Here is a 14134-nt window from a genome sequence, read left to right as displayed (position 1 = left end):
GCGGGCGTCCTGTAGCTCTAGGACCGCCGGACCGGCGTTCGGTTGCAGCTGAGGGTGGACGTGGCGATCGCGCGTCTCACCGCCGGACACGCTAGACCCCCCTGACGGCGGGCTTGGTGACGACACCTCGCCCGCCGTCAGGGGTTCCCGGCTTGGCCGCCGTCGCGTCTCCTGGGCTGCCACCGTCGGCGTTCCCGCCCGGCCGCCGGTCCGCGCTCCTCGCCGTCAGATCACAGCCAGGTCGCGAACTCCAGCAGCAGTTCCGCGTCCCGAGGGCGGCCCACCCTGAGCGCCCGCATCCCGGACTCGACCGCCCTGAACAGCGTCCAGCCGCGCAGTCGCTCCTGGTCGAGGTCCATCAGTTCCGCGAGGCGCTTCACCCGGCGGCGGGTGATCGCCGCCCCCGACGGTGCCGCGATCAGGTCCTCCACGCGGTCGCGTACCAGCCGTGCCAGATCGAAGGCGCACTCGCCGACCACCGGGTCGGGACCCACCGCCAGCCACGGCAGTCGCTCCCCGGCGAGGATCTTGCTCTGGCGGAGCGTGCCGTGCAGCAGCCGTTCCTCGGGCGGTGCGGCGAGCAGGTCCTCGCGGGCGGCGAGGGCCGCCTCCACCAAGGGCGCGGCCTCGGCGTCCGCGCCCGCGCGCATGGCCTCCGCCTGCCGACCCGTCCGCGCGGCCACCGTCTCGAAGCAGTGCCCCGCGGGCGCCTCCACCCACAGCCGACGCAGCGTGCCCGCCGCCTCCAGCAGCGCCTTCGCCTCCGGCAGCGAGCGCACCGACACCTCCGGATGCAGCCGCTCCAGCAGCAGGACGCCCCGCTCGGGGTCCGCGTCCAGCAGCCGTACCGCACCGAACCCGTCCCAGCGTTCGAGCGCCGCCCGCTCACCCTCGGGCCGGGCCCACGGCGGTGCGATCTTCAGCACGGCGGGCGTGCCGTCCGCCTGCCGTACCAGCAGCACCAGGCTGCTGCGCCCACCGGGCGCCTGCACCCGCTCCACGGTCAACGCGCGTAGATCAACGGCCTGCCGTACCAGCTCGGTGAGTCTGTCCAGCCAGTCGGCGCCACCGCCTCGCTGCCGCTCGCCGAGCGCCCGTACGAGCCGCTGCGGCGGTTCGAAAGCCATACGCGAGTTGTCCCCTTCCAGGTCGGCCTCACGTCCGTGCCGGTGACGTCCGTGCTGTCGCCGACGCGGCGGGAGTGGCCGCCGCCCGCTCGGCGAGACCAGGGAAGGCTACGCTCTCGCCGCTCCAGCGCACCGACCGCACCGCCGCTTCCCGCAGTGCGTCGGCGGCCAGCCGCCGCCGCTCGCCCGTCGAGGCGCGGACCAGATCCGAGTACACCCCGGCCACCCGCTCCTCCAGATCGGCGGCCAGCCGCACCGCGGCGGCGGAGTCCGGCACGGGGAACGGCAGCGCGTACGCCGCCGCGGCCACATCCGGCGTACCACCCAAGTCCCGTACCGCACGAGCCAGTTGGTCCCGCCGGGAGCGGTGGGAGTCGTAGGCCTCGCGGGCGTCCTTCCGCCGCTCCTGCCGGATGCGCCCGCCCACGACGCCGTAACCGTAGATCGCCGCGTGCTCCGCGCCCAGGGCGGCCTGGAGCGCCGTCAGCTCGCCGCTCGCGGGCTTCGCCGTGCCGGTGGTCGAGTTCACTGTGCGCCCTTCGTCAGCAGGTATGCGTGCGCGGCCCCGGCCGCCGCGACCGACGCCATCAGCCGCGCGAGTTCCCCCGGCACCTCCAGCAGCGCCGCGGTCCGCCGGTCGGCCAGGGCCCGCTCGGCCGCGGCCAGCACGGCGACGGCGGCCTCGGGGCTCGTGGGCACGGGCGATGGTGTCGCTGACGCGGTCGCGGACACCGAAGGGCTCGGCGAGGCGTCGAGACCCTCGCCGAACGCCCGCGCGTGGCGCAGGACTTCGTCCCGCAGCGGGCGCAGCCGATCCGCCAGCGACGGATGCGCGGCGATCACGGCCGCGTACCGCTCGGCCAGCGCCGAGCTGTCGCGCGCCGCACGCGCGCGAGTGGCGCGCGACAGCGAAGCGGCGGCCGTGGTGGCCGAGTCGGGGGAACCGGAGCAGCCCGCGAGCAACGCGGCGCCCGCCACGGAGGCGAGCAAGCTCCTTCTGCGCAGCGACGCGTTGCGCAACGACATGCGGGGGTACGGGGGGAACGGCACGGCAAACGTCCTCGACGACCTCGTACGAACGGATGGGCGGTCAGGGCCTGTGTGTCGGAAGGCCCAGCCCGGTGATCAAGGTACCCGCGCACCACCCCGCACGCGCCATCGGCTCGGCCCCGCGCTCCGCCGCCCGGGTGGCGTCGTCGATGGACGGCATCACCCTCCGGGACCGGATACCCTTTGACCTGACACGCGACCTTCCCACAACAGCACACGCGGCCGAGGAGTCACCCGGATGAGCACCACCCAGAGCGAGAGGCTGCGAGAGCTGCTGGAACCGCTCGTTCAAGCCCAGGGGCTCGATCTCGAAGAGATCGCGGTGGACTCCGTCGGGCGCAAGCGTGTGCTGAGCGTCGTCGTCGACTCCGACACCGGTGCCGATCTGGACCGGATCGCCGATGTGAGCCGCGCGCTCTCGGCGAAGCTCGACGAGACCGACGCGATGGGCCAGGGCGAATACACCCTCGAGGTCGGCACCCCGGGCGCGGAGCGCCCTCTCAGCGAACACCGCCACTACGTACGCGCCATGGGCCGGCTGGTGAAGTTCCAGCTCGCCGAGGGCGGCGAACTGGTCGCCAGGATCCTGGGCGTGGACGACGAGGGCCTCGACCTGGAGGTGCCCGGTGTCAAGGGCCGCAAGGCCACCGCTCGCCGACTCGCCTTCCCGGACATCTCCCGGGCGCGGGTCCAGGTCGAGTTCAATCGCAAGGACACGAAGGACATGAAGGAAGAGGAGGAGGCGTAGCCGTGGACATCGACATGAGTGCCCTGCGGGGCTTGGTTCGGGAGAAGGAGATCTCCTTCGACCTGCTGGTCGAGGCGATCGAGGCGGCCCTCCTCATCGCCTACCACCGCACCGAGGGAAGCCGCCGTCACGCGCGCGTGGAGCTCAACCGGGAGACCGGCCATGTGACTGTGTGGGCGAAGGAGGACCCCGAGGACCTGGAGGAGGGGCAGGAGGCGCGCGAGTTCGACGACACCCCGTCGGGCTTCGGCCGCATCGCCGCCACCACCGCCAAGCAGGTCATCCTGCAGCGCCTGCGCGACGCCGAGGACGACGCGACGCTCGGTGAGTACGCGGGCCGCGAGGGCGACATCGTCACCGGTGTCGTCCAGCAGGGCCGCGACCCGAAGAACGTCCTCGTGGACATCGGCAAGCTGGAGGCCATCCTGCCGGTGCAGGAGCAGGTCCCCGGCGAGACGTACGAGCACGGCACGCGCATCCGCTCCTACGTCGTCCGCGTCGCCAAGGGCGTGCGCGGTCCGTCCGTCACCCTCTCCCGCACCCACCCCAATCTGGTGAAGAAGCTCTTCGCGCTGGAGGTGCCGGAGATCGCCGACGGGTCCGTCGAGATCGCCGCCATCGCACGCGAGGCCGGTCACCGTACGAAGATCGCGGTGCGCTCCACCCGTTCGGGGCTGAACGCCAAGGGCGCGTGCATCGGCCCCATGGGCGGCCGGGTGCGCAACGTCATGGGCGAGCTGAACGGCGAGAAGATCGACATCGTCGACTGGTCGGACGACCCGGCCGAGATGGTGGCCAACGCCCTCTCCCCGGCCCGGGTCAACAAGGTGGAGGTCGTGGACCTCGCGGCCCGCTCCGCGCGCGTGACGGTCCCCGACTACCAGCTCTCGCTGGCCATCGGCAAGGAAGGGCAGAACGCCCGCCTCGCGGCCCGGCTCACGGGCTGGCGGATCGACATCCGTCCCGACACCGAGCAGCCCGCCGAGAAGCAGGACTGAAGCAGGACCGAGCAAGCGGGACCGAAGCGGGTTCTGGCGAGAACGGGACTGACAAGACGCGGAACCGACTGACGTGTTCGAACCCCGGCCGGGAACAGATCCCGGCCGGGTATCGCTGAGATCACGACAGTTTCGTGCGCGGCAACTGTTCGATTCTTGCCCCGAAGGGGTGAGGTCGGTACGGGGAGGTAGACTTATCGTGTCTGGCCGGACGCGAGTCGGCGCATGCCCTGAGCGCACCTGTGTGGGGTGCCGGGAGCGAGCGGCCAAGAGCGAACTGCTGCGCATCGTGATGATCGAGGAAGTTTGCGTCCCCGATCCTCGCGGTACGCTGCCCGGCCGGGGTGCCTATGTACACCCCGCGTCGGCCTGTCTCGACCTGGCGGTACGCCGCCGGGCGTTTCCGAGGGCGCTCCGCGTCCCGGGACCGCTCGACACAAACGCGTTGCGCCAGTACGTCGAGCAGACAGAAGGTTGCTGAACAGCACCTCGCTGAGCAGGCAACACCGTAAGAAGCGCCGCACGGAACCTGTGCGGTCTGGTACCTCGCGAGTCGAAAGCAGGTCGAGATTGCGATGAGCACTCGATGAGTACGCGATGAGTACGCCCATGAACTAGCGACGGTCCGGCCGCAACCCGGACCTCAAAGGAGCGAAGTGGCTAAGGTCCGGGTCTACGAACTCGCCAAGGAGTTCGGTGTCGAGAGCAAGGTCGTCATGGCCAAGCTCCAGGAACTCGGTGAATTCGTCCGATCGGCGTCCTCGACGATCGAGGCGCCCGTAGTACGTAAGCTGACCGACGCCTTGCAGCAGGGCAACGGCGGTGGCGCCAAGCCCGCCGCCCCCCGCAAGGCCCCGGCGAAGCCGGCCGCGCCCTCCCCGGCGCAGACCGCTCGTCCGGCTGCCCCGCGCCCGGCGGCGCCCAAGCCTCCGGCCGCCGAGAAGCCCGCGGTTGCCGAGAAGCCCGCGGCAGCGCCGAGCCCGGGTCCGCGTCCGGGCCCGAAGCCCGCGCCGCGTCCGGCCCCGGCCGCGCCCGAGTTCACGGCCCCGCCGTCGACTCCCGCCGCCCCCGGCCCGCGTCCGGGCGCCCGTCCCGGTGCCCCGAAGCCCGGCGGTCGTCCCGCCGGTCAGGGTGGCCAGGGTCAGGGTGGTCAGGGTCAGCGTCCCGGTGGTCGTCCCTCCGGTCAGGGTCCGCGTCCGGGTGCCCGTCCCGCGGGTCCCCGTCCGGGCAACAACCCCTTCACCTCCGGTGGCTCCACCGGCATGGCGCGCCCGCAGGCGCCCCGGCCGGGCGGTGCCCCGCGTCCCGGCGGTCCCGGTGCGCCCGGTGGCCCGCGTCCGCAGGGCGCCGGTCAGGGTGGTCCCCGTCCGCAGGGTGCGGCCGGTGGCGGCCCGCGTCCGCAGGCTCCGGGCGGTAACCGCCCGACTCCGGGCTCGATGCCCCGTCCGCAGGGCGGCGCCCCGCGTCCCGGTGGCCCGCGTCCGAACCCCGGCATGATGCCGCAGCGTCCCGCTGCGGGTCCGCGTCCCGGTGGCGGCCCCGGCGGCCGTGGCCCGGCCGGTGCCGGTCGTCCCGGTGGCGGCGGTCGTCCGGGTGGCGGCGGCGGCTTCGCCGGTCGTCCCGGTGGCGGCGGCGGTGCCGGTCGTCCCGGTGGCGGTGGCGGTTTCGCCGGTCGTCCCGGTGGTGGCGGCGGCTTCGGTGGCGGCGGTGGCCGTCCCGGCTTCGGCGGACGTCCCGGTGGTCCGGGCGGCCGTGGTGGCACGCAGGGTGCGTTCGGCCGTCCCGGCGGTCCGGCGCGTCGTGGCCGCAAGTCGAAGCGGCAGCGCCGTCAGGAGTACGAGGCCATGCAGGCCCCGTCGGTCGGCGGCGTGATGCTGCCTCGCGGCAACGGCGAGTCCATTCGCCTGTCGCGCGGTGCGTCGCTCACCGACTTCGCGGAGAAGATCAACGCCAACCCGGCGTCGCTCGTCGCGGTCATGATGAACCTCGGCGAGATGGTCACGGCCACGCAGTCCGTCTCCGACGAGACGCTCCAGCTCCTCGCGGGCGAGATGAACTACACGGTTCAGATCGTCAGCCCGGAGGAGGAGGACCGCGAGCTGCTCGAGTCCTTCGACCTGGAGTTCGGCGAGGACGAGGGCACCGAGGAGGACCTGGTCGTCCGTCCGCCGGTCGTGACCGTCATGGGTCACGTCGACCACGGTAAGACCCGCCTGCTCGACGCCATCCGCAAGACGAACGTCATCGCGGGCGAGGCCGGTGGCATCACCCAGCACATCGGTGCCTACCAGGTCACGACCGAGGTCAACGGCAACGACCGGAAGATCACCTTCATCGACACCCCGGGTCACGAGGCGTTCACCGCCATGCGTGCCCGCGGTGCGAAGTCGACGGACATCGCGATCCTCGTGGTCGCGGCCAACGACGGTGTGATGCCGCAGACGGTCGAGGCGCTGAACCACGCCAAGGCGGCCGACGTGCCGATCGTGGTCGCGGTCAACAAGATCGATGTCGAGGGCGCGGACCCGACCAAGGTGCGCGGCCAGCTCACCGAGTTCGGTCTGGTGGCCGAGGAGTACGGCGGCGACACGATGTTCGTCGACATCTCCGCCAAGCAGGGCCTGAACATCGACAGCCTCCTCGAGGCGGTCGTCCTCACGGCCGACGCCACCCTGGACCTTCGGGCCAACCCGAACCAGGACGCGCAGGGCATCTCGATCGAGTCCCGTCTCGACCGCGGCCGTGGTGCCGTGGCAACGGTCCTCGTCCAGCGAGGCACGCTGCGGGTCGGCGACACGATGGTGGTCGGCGACGCGTACGGCCGCGTCCGGGCGATGCTCGACGACAGCGGCAACAACGTCCCCGAGGCGGGTCCGTCGACGCCGGTCCAGGTCCTCGGCCTGACCAACGTCCCGGGCGCCGGCGACAACTTCATCGTGGTCGACGAGGACCGTACGGCCCGCCAGATCGCCGAGAAGCGCGCCGCCCGCGAGCGGAACGCGGCGTTCGCCAAGCGCACGCGCCGGGTCTCCCTGGAGGACCTGGACAAGGTGCTCAAGGCCGGCGAGGTCCAGCAGCTCAACCTGATCATCAAGGGTGACGCTTCTGGTTCGGTCGAGGCTCTCGAGTCCTCCCTGCTCCAGCTCGACGTCGGCGAAGAGGTCGACATCCGGGTGCTGCACCGCGGCGTCGGTGCGGTCACGGAGTCGGACATCGACCTGGCGATGGGCTCGGACGCCATCGTGATCGGCTTCAACGTCCGTGCGGCAGGCCGCGCGGCGCAGATGGCCGAGCGCGAAGGCGTGGACGTCCGCTACTACTCGGTCATCTACCAGGCGATCGAGGAGATCGAGGCGGCCCTGAAGGGCATGCTGAAGCCGGAGTTCGAGGAGGTCGAGCTCGGTACGGCGGAGATCCGCGAGGTCTTCAAGTCGTCCAAGCTGGGCAACATCGCCGGTGTCCTCATCCGCTCCGGAGAGGTCAAGCGGAACACCAAGGCCCGCCTCATCCGCGACGGCAAGGTGGTCGCGGAGAACCTCAACATCGAGGGCCTGCGTCGCTTCAAGGACGACGTCACCGAGATCCGCGAAGGGTTCGAGGGCGGTATCAACCTCGGCAACTTCAACGACATCAAGGTCGACGACGTCATCGCGACGTACGAGATGCGCGAGAAGCCGCGCGTCTAGCGGCTGTCGGTCGGCCGACGGGGAGCGCATCCCCGTCGGCCGACCCTTGCCGCCACGGCCGGGACAGCCCCCTCGGGGGCCGTCCTCGGCCCCCGGGTCATCCCGCCGGTACCCGCGCCCCTGGCGTGGGTTCTTGGCGTGTACGGGGCCGGGCGCACCGGCCGGGCCGGTGCGGACCAGTACGGGGACGGGGCGAGGAAAACCCCGTCGAGCCGTTCGGGTGTTCGTTGTACGGTTTTGGTGTCCCCGCCCCCACCGGCGGCGGGGCCATCGATCCCGTACCGGCGGGTCATCCGGACACACATGTACGTGGGGACTCTGTCCTTCGATCTCCTCCTCGGCGACATTCACTCGCTGAAGGAGAAGCGCTCGGTCGTCCGTCCGATCGTCGCCGAACTCCAGCGCAAGTACGCGGTGAGCGCGGCCGAGGTGGACCATGTGGACCTCCATCGCAGGGCCTGTATCGGCCTCGCGATGGTCTCCGGCGACATGGGGCACCTGACCGATGTACTCGACCGATGTGAGCGGCTGGTCGCCGGCCGCCCCGAGGTGGAGCTGCTGTCCGTACGACGGCGACTCCACGGCGACGACGACTGACCAGAGATACGCAACAGGAAAGAACGGGAGACGGACCAGTGGCCGACAACGCGCGGGCGAAGAGGCTGGCGGACCTCATCCGAGAGGTGGTGGCCCAGAAGCTGCAACGCGGGATCAAGGACCCCCGGCTCGGCACACACGTCACCATCACGGACACCCGGGTGACGGGCGACCTGCGGGAGGCGACCGTCTTCTACACGGTGTACGGGGACGAGGAACTGCGGAAGGCGGCAGCCGCCGGCCTGGAGAGCGCCAAGGGCATCCTGCGCTCGGAGGTCGGACGCGCCGCGGGCGTGAAGTTCACCCCCACCCTCACCTTCGTCGCGGACGCCCTCCCCGACACCGCCAAGACCATCGAGGACCTCCTCGACAAGGCACGTGCCTCCGACGCACAGGTGCGCGAGAGTGCCACGGGCGCCTCGTACGCCGGTGAAGCGGACCCGTACAAGAAGCCCGGTTCCGGCGACGAGACGGACGACAGCACCGAATGACCCCGAAGACCACCACGCCCGACGGCCTCGTCATCGTCGACAAGCCGTCGGGCTTCACTTCGCACGACGTCGTCGCCAAGATGCGCGGCATCGCGAAGACCCGACGCGTCGGACACGCCGGAACGCTGGACCCCATGGCGACCGGCGTCCTGGTCCTCGGCGTCGAGAAGGCCACCAAGCTCCTCGGGCACCTCGCCCTCACGGAGAAGGAGTACCTCGGCACCGTCCGGCTCGGCCAGAACACCGTCACGGACGACGCCGAAGGGGAGCTCACCTCCTCCACCGACGCCTCCAAGATCACCCGCGCCGCCATAGACACCGCCATCGCCAAGCTGACCGGGGACATCCTCCAGGTGCCGTCCAAGGTCAGCGCCATCAAGATCAACGGCGTGCGGTCCTACAAGCGGGCCCGGGACGGCGAGGACTTCGAGATCCCGGCCCGGCCGGTCACGGTCTCCTCCTTCACCGTGTACGACGTCCGCGACGCCGTCGCCGAGGACGGCACCCCCGTCCTCGACCTGGTCGTCTCCGTCGTCTGCTCGTCCGGCACCTACATCCGGGCGCTCGCCCGCGACCTGGGCGCGGACCTCGGCGTCGGAGGACACCTCACCGCGCTGCGCCGCACCCGCGTCGGCCCCTACAAGCTCGACTCCGCGCACACGCTCGACCAGCTCCAGCAGGAGCTGACCGTGATGCCGATCGCCGAGGCGGCCGCCGCCGCGTTCCCGCGCTGGGACGTCGACGACAGGCGCGCCAAGCTGCTCGGCAACGGCGTACGCCTGGAGATGCCCGACGAGTACGCGGGCGCCGGAGCCGTGGCCGTCTTCGCCCCCGACGGGCACTTCCTCGCGCTGGTGGAGGAGCACAAGGGCAAGACCAAGAGCCTGGTGGTCTTCGGCTGACGGGGCGCCCTGCGGTCCCTCCGATTCTCCGGAATTCTCCCCATGGAGCGGCGATCACTCGACGGTGGTCGCCGCTCCATGGTCCCCCGGGGTTCCCCCTCACACAGGTGTAGCGCTGTCCGGCGCGCAATTCACCCCATCGGGCAGGCGCTCCGAGTGCAGTCAGGGAGCGGAAGGGGGCGCGTTCGCCCCGCACCGCCCAGAACCCGCTCTGCACGCCCCGTAGAGCCCCTGTCCCGGCCGCCCGAGGGCCCCGGAGGGCCGCGGGCCCGCGTGCCGCCTGTCACAGCCTGCAAACCCGATGCCGACCAGGGCCACCCGGCATGGCACCCTTAGACCTGCGTAATGAGGCAGACACGGGTTCGACGAGGAGCGGTCACAGTGCAGCGCTGGCGTGGCTTGGAGGACATCCCCCAGGACTGGGGGCGCAGCGTCGTCACCATCGGTTCCTACGACGGAGTCCACCGCGGACACCAGTTGATCATCGGGCACGCCGTGGAGCGCGCCCGTGAACTGGGCGTCTCCTCGGTCGTCGTCACCTTCGACCCGCACCCCAGCGAGGTCGTGCGCCCCGGCAGCCACCCCCCGCTGCTCGCCCCGCACCACCGCCGCGCCGAGCTGATGGCCGAGCTGGGTGTGGACGCGGTGCTGATCCTTCCCTTCACCACGGAGTTCTCGCGGCTCTCGCCCGCCGAGTTCGTGGTCAAGGTCCTGGTCGACAAGCTGCATGCCAAGGGCGTGGTCGAGGGCCCCAACTTCCGCTTCGGGCACAAGGCCGCCGGGAACGTGGACTTCCTCGCCGAGCAGGGGCGGACGTACGACTTCGAGGTCGACGTGGTGGATCTCTACGAGTCCGGTGCGGCGGGCGGCGGTCAGCCGTTCTCCTCCACGCTGACCCGGCGGCTGATCGCCGAGGGCGACGTCGAGGGCGCGCGCGAGGTCCTCGGCCGTCCCCACCGGGTCGAGGGCGTGGTGGTGCGCGGCGCCCAGCGGGGTCGCGAGATGGGCTTCCCGACGGCCAACGTCGAGACGCTTCCGCACACCGCGATCCCGGCCGACGGTGTCTACGCGGGCTGGCTGCATGTCCAGGGCGAGGCGATGCCCGCCGCGATCTCCGTCGGTACGAACCCGCAGTTCGACGGCACCGAGCGGACGGTGGAGGCGTACGCCATCGACCGGGTGGGCCTGGACCTGTACGGACTGCATGCCGCCGTCGACTTCCTCGCCTTCGTCCGGGGCCAGGCGAAGTTCGACTCACTGGACGCGCTGCTGGAGCAGATGGCGCAGGACGTGAAGCGCTGCCGGGAGCTGGTGGCGGCGCACGAGGCGAGCCTGTAGCCGTTCGGCTCGTATGAGACACGAGAGGGGCGGCCCGCGCGTGATGGCGCGGGCCGCCCCTCTCTCATGTCACTGCTGGGGCGGCGGGGGCGGGGTCTGCCCCGGCTGAGGCTGCGGCGGGTAGGGCTGCTGGGCCTGCGGGTACGGCTGTCCGGGGTGCGGCTGAGGCTGCCCCGGCTGCTGCGGGGCGCCGTACAGGTCGGGCTGCGGGTAAGGCGGGGGGTACGCCTGTCCGGGCTGCGGCGGCTGCGGGGCGGGCTGACCGGGGATCTGCTGACCGGGCTGGCCCGGGGTCTGCTGGCCGGGGATCTGCTGACCGGGGATCTGGCCGGGCATGGGTTGACCGGGCATGGGCTGGGCCGAGGCCTGGCCGGGGATCTGCTGGCCCGGAGCTTGGCCGGGTACGGGCTGCCCCGGGATCTGCCCCGGGATCTGCCCAGGGACCTGGCCCGGGTAGGACTGGCCCGGCATCGGTGGGGCGGCGACCGGCGGCGGGTTGCCGTCCGAGGTCCACAGGCCGTGCGACTGCTGATGCCGCGCGATGTCCTCGGCGACCATCGCGGCCAGCGTGAAGTACGCCTCCCGCACCTTCGGCCGCATCATGTCGAGGTCGACCTCCGCACCGGCCGACAGATGCTCGTCGAACGGTACGACCACGACACCGCGGCAGCGGGTCTCGAAGTGGGAGACGATGTCCTCCACCTTGATCATCTTCCCGGTCTCACGGACCCCGGAGATGACGGTGATGGACCGCGAGACGAGGTCCGCGTACCCGTGCGCCGACAGCCAGTCCAGCGTCGTACTCGCACTGCTCGCACCGTCGACCGAGGGCGTCGAGATGATGATGAGCTGGTCGGCGAGGTCGAGCACCCCGCGCATCGCGCTGTACAGCAGGCCGGTGCCCGAGTCGGTCAGGATGATCGGGTACTGCTTGCCGAGTACGTCGATCGCGCGCCGGTAGTCCTCGTCGTTGAACGTCGTGGAGACGGCCGGGTCGACGTCGTTGGCGATGATCTCCAGACCGGACGGCGCCTGCGAGGTGAACCGCCGGATGTCCATGTAGGAGTTGAGGTACGGGATCGCCTGGACGAGGTCACGGATGGTGGCCCCGGTCTCGCGGCGCACGCGGCGGCCGAGCGTACCGGCGTCGGGGTTGGCGTCGATCGCGAGGATCTTGTCCTGCCGCTCGGTGGCGAGCGTGGCGCCCAGCGCGGTGGTCGTGGTCGTCTTGCCGACGCCGCCCTTGAGGCTGATGACGGCGATCCGGTAGCCGGTGAGCACCGGGGTGCGGATCAGCTCCAACTTCCGCTGCCGCTCGGCCTCTTCCTTCTTGCCGCCGAACTTGAACCGGCCACCGCCGACCGGACGGCTGCTCTTGGCCTTCTGCTTCTTGTTGTTGAGCAGCCGGTCGGCGGACAGCTCCACTGCGGCGGTGTAACCGAGTGGCGCGGCATGGGGGTTGATCGGCTGCCGCTGGTCATGCTGCATGGGCTGCGGCCACGCGGCCCCCGCCCGGGGGTCGACCGGAGGCTGCGCCTGAGGCTGAGCGCCCGACTGCGGGAACCCGTAACCACCTTGCTGAGCAGGAGAGTTGGACCCACCCTGCTGGGGGAATCCGTAACCGGCCTGGGGGGCCGGGGGCTGGGGCGTGGGTACGGGGGCAGGAGCGGGGGGAGCGGGCTGCGAGGCCTGCGGCTCCGGGGTGGGGGCGGGGGTGGGCTGAGCGGGAGCCGGGGCAGGCGGCTGCGGGAAGCCGTATCCGGCCTGCGGGGCGGGCTGAGGCGCGGGAGCGGGCTGCTGCGATGCCTGGGGTTCCGGGGCTGGGGTGGGCTGAGCGGGAGCCGGGGCAGGCGGCTGCGGGAAGCCATAACCGGCCTGCGGGGCGGGGACGTTCGGCGTCGGGGGAGTGGTGGCCGGGGGCTGCGGGAAGCCGTAACCGGCCTGCGGGGCGGGCTGGGGCGCTGGGGGCGCGGCCTGCTGCGAAGCCTGCGTCTCCGGGGTGGGGGCGGGCTGTGCGGGAGCCGGGGCCTGCGGGGCCGGGGCAGGCGGCTGCGGGAAGCCGTATCCGGCCTGCGGTGCCTGGGGTTCCGGGGTCGGGACGGACGGCTGCGGGAAGCCGTAACCAGCCTGCGGGGACGGCGCGTTGGGCGACGGGGGAGTGGTGGCCGGGGGCTGCGGGAAGCCGTAGCCCGCCTGCTGCTGCGGCGGCACGGGCGGCTGAGGAGCCGCCTCGCCGTGCACAGGCGCCGCGGGGGCGGCATCGGTCGGCCACTGCGGTGCCGGACCGGGAGCGGCGGGCTGGAAGGCGGGCGGCAACGGCGGAACCCCGCCCTGCGGCACCGGCGGCGGAGTCCACGGCGGTACGTACCCGGAGGAGACCGGGGCGTCCGGCGTGGCGGGCGCCGCGTCGGCCGGTACGGCGTCAGAAGGCTCGGCGTCGGCGGGCTTCGTGTCCTCGGGCGCCGTGCTCTCGTCGGCCGCTTCCTCGGCAGCCGAGGCGTCCGTGTCCTCCGGAGCCGAAGTGCCTTCCGCCGCCTCCGAGTTCGACTCTTCCTCGGTCGCGTCCTCGGACTCCGTAGCCTCGCCGGACGCGAACTCGCCCGCAGCGTCGGAGGGTTCAGCCCCCTCAGGCCCCTCAGGCTGCGCCGCGTCCTCACTCGAGGGCGCGCTCAACTCGAAGTCGCCGTCGTCCGTGGAGCCTTCCGTCTCCTGAGAGGCCTTGGCCTCCTTCTCCGCGGCGGCCAGCTTCTCGAACTCCCGCTTGAGCGCGCTCCGCGAGAACCGCATCGTGGCGCCGCTCTCCAGGTCCCCGGTGGCGTCGCCGTCCCCGGTGTCCCCGTTCGCCGAAGAGTCGGCCGGAGTCTCGACCTCCGCGCTGGGCTCCTCCGCAGCCGGTTCCTCCGTGCCGGGCTTCGCCGTACTCGCCTGCGCCGTACTCGCCTTCCCCGTACCCGCTTCCTCCGTACCCGCTTCCTCCGTACCCGCCTCCTCCGTACCCGGCGACGACGGCTTCGCCGAGGCGCCGGACGCGTTCTGCGTGTACCAGGCGGGCGGCGCGTAGTCGATGGTGAACTCGCCCGACACGTCGATGGAGGACGCGGCGCCGGACTGGTCATCGTCGGGTGAAGCCCAGCCCCCGCTGATCCCGTTCCGATCGCTGTTCACAGTTCCTCCTGGTGTGGTCGAGCACCCTCTTG

At 71.9% G+C, this 14134-nt stretch carries 12 protein-coding genes; 8 read left to right on the top strand and 4 right to left on the bottom strand.

What is annotated here, in order from left to right:
- Window positions 1–230: 230 nt before the first annotated feature.
- Genes ACZ60T_RS05960 through ACZ60T_RS05950 form a run of 3 tightly spaced genes read right to left on the bottom strand, consistent with a single transcriptional unit; the run spans window position 231 to window position 2153 of the window.
- Window positions 231–1127 (bottom strand): aminoglycoside phosphotransferase family protein, encoded by an 897-nt coding sequence (locus ACZ60T_RS05960; RefSeq protein WP_469664812.1) that lies wholly within the window; start codon window positions 1125–1127, stop codon window positions 231–233.
- A gap of 28 nt (window positions 1128–1155) precedes the next feature.
- The gene (locus ACZ60T_RS05955; protein WP_365622963.1) at window positions 1156–1656 is read right to left on the bottom strand and encodes a ferritin-like domain-containing protein; all 501 of its coding nucleotides are present in this window, start codon (window positions 1654–1656) and stop codon (window positions 1156–1158) included.
- Entirely contained in the window at window positions 1653–2153 is a 501-nt protein-coding gene (locus ACZ60T_RS05950; protein ID WP_469665532.1) for a hypothetical protein, read from the bottom strand. Before ACZ60T_RS05950 ends, ACZ60T_RS05955 begins: the two co-directional genes overlap by 4 nt.
- A gap of 262 nt (window positions 2154–2415) precedes the next feature.
- Here ACZ60T_RS05950 and rimP point away from each other — a divergent pair, with 262 nt between their 5' ends.
- From rimP to ACZ60T_RS05910, 8 genes are all read left to right on the top strand, one after another.
- On the top strand, window positions 2416–2925 hold the full coding sequence (gene rimP, locus ACZ60T_RS05945) for a ribosome maturation factor RimP (protein WP_469664809.1): 510 nt from the start codon (window positions 2416–2418) through the stop codon (window positions 2923–2925).
- A 2-nt stretch (window positions 2926–2927) separates the two neighbouring features.
- A complete protein-coding gene (nusA, locus tag ACZ60T_RS05940; protein WP_365622969.1) occupies window positions 2928–3923 on the top strand; it encodes a transcription termination factor NusA in 996 nt (331 codons plus the stop codon).
- A gap of 199 nt (window positions 3924–4122) precedes the next feature.
- Complete coding sequence (locus ACZ60T_RS05935; RefSeq protein WP_365622971.1) at window positions 4123–4404, top strand: YlxR family protein; 282 nt, start codon at window positions 4123–4125, stop codon at window positions 4402–4404.
- A 175-nt stretch (window positions 4405–4579) separates the two neighbouring features.
- Entirely contained in the window at window positions 4580–7609 is a 3030-nt protein-coding gene (gene infB / locus ACZ60T_RS05930) for a translation initiation factor IF-2 (protein ID WP_469664806.1), read from the top strand.
- Between the two features lie 303 nt (window positions 7610–7912).
- A complete protein-coding gene (locus ACZ60T_RS05925) occupies window positions 7913–8206 on the top strand; it encodes a DUF503 domain-containing protein (RefSeq protein ID WP_365622975.1) in 294 nt (97 codons plus the stop codon).
- A gap of 38 nt (window positions 8207–8244) precedes the next feature.
- Window positions 8245–8697, top strand: a complete 453-nt coding sequence (gene rbfA / locus ACZ60T_RS05920; RefSeq protein ID WP_365622977.1) for a 30S ribosome-binding factor RbfA — start codon at window positions 8245–8247, stop codon at window positions 8695–8697.
- The gene (gene truB / locus ACZ60T_RS05915) at window positions 8694–9599 is read left to right on the top strand and encodes a tRNA pseudouridine(55) synthase TruB (RefSeq protein ID WP_469664804.1); all 906 of its coding nucleotides are present in this window, start codon (window positions 8694–8696) and stop codon (window positions 9597–9599) included. Before rbfA ends, truB begins: the two co-directional genes overlap by 4 nt.
- A gap of 381 nt (window positions 9600–9980) precedes the next feature.
- Complete coding sequence (locus ACZ60T_RS05910) at window positions 9981–10937, top strand: bifunctional riboflavin kinase/FAD synthetase (protein WP_469664803.1); 957 nt, start codon at window positions 9981–9983, stop codon at window positions 10935–10937.
- A gap of 69 nt (window positions 10938–11006) precedes the next feature.
- Here ACZ60T_RS05910 and ACZ60T_RS05905 read toward each other — a convergent pair whose 3' ends face one another.
- The gene (locus tag ACZ60T_RS05905) at window positions 11007–14102 is read right to left on the bottom strand and encodes an SCO5717 family growth-regulating ATPase (protein ID WP_469664801.1); all 3096 of its coding nucleotides are present in this window, start codon (window positions 14100–14102) and stop codon (window positions 11007–11009) included.
- Window positions 14103–14134: the final 32 nt, after the last annotated feature.

The sequence above is a fragment of the Streptomyces sp. NPDC104371 genome (genome assembly GCF_055583785.1).
Note: the sequence above shows the minus strand (reverse complement) of the source record. Positions and strands in the feature narration are given on the sequence as shown.

What these genes read in the sequence shown, in the direction of transcription:
- ACZ60T_RS05960 (WP_469664812.1), bottom strand. Translation starts at nt 1,127, where the DNA reads ATGGCTTTCGAACCGCCGCAGCGGCTCGTACGGGCGCTCGGCGAGCGG.
- ACZ60T_RS05950 (WP_469665532.1), bottom strand. Translation starts at nt 2,153, where the DNA reads ATGTCGTTGCGCAACGCGTCGCTGCGCAGAAGGAGCTTGCTCGCCTCC.
- rimP (WP_469664809.1), top strand. Translation starts at nt 2,416, where the DNA reads ATGAGCACCACCCAGAGCGAGAGGCTGCGAGAGCTGCTGGAACCGCTC.
- ACZ60T_RS05925 (WP_365622975.1), top strand. Translation starts at nt 7,913, where the DNA reads ATGTACGTGGGGACTCTGTCCTTCGATCTCCTCCTCGGCGACATTCAC.
- truB (WP_469664804.1), top strand. Translation starts at nt 8,694, where the DNA reads ATGACCCCGAAGACCACCACGCCCGACGGCCTCGTCATCGTCGACAAG.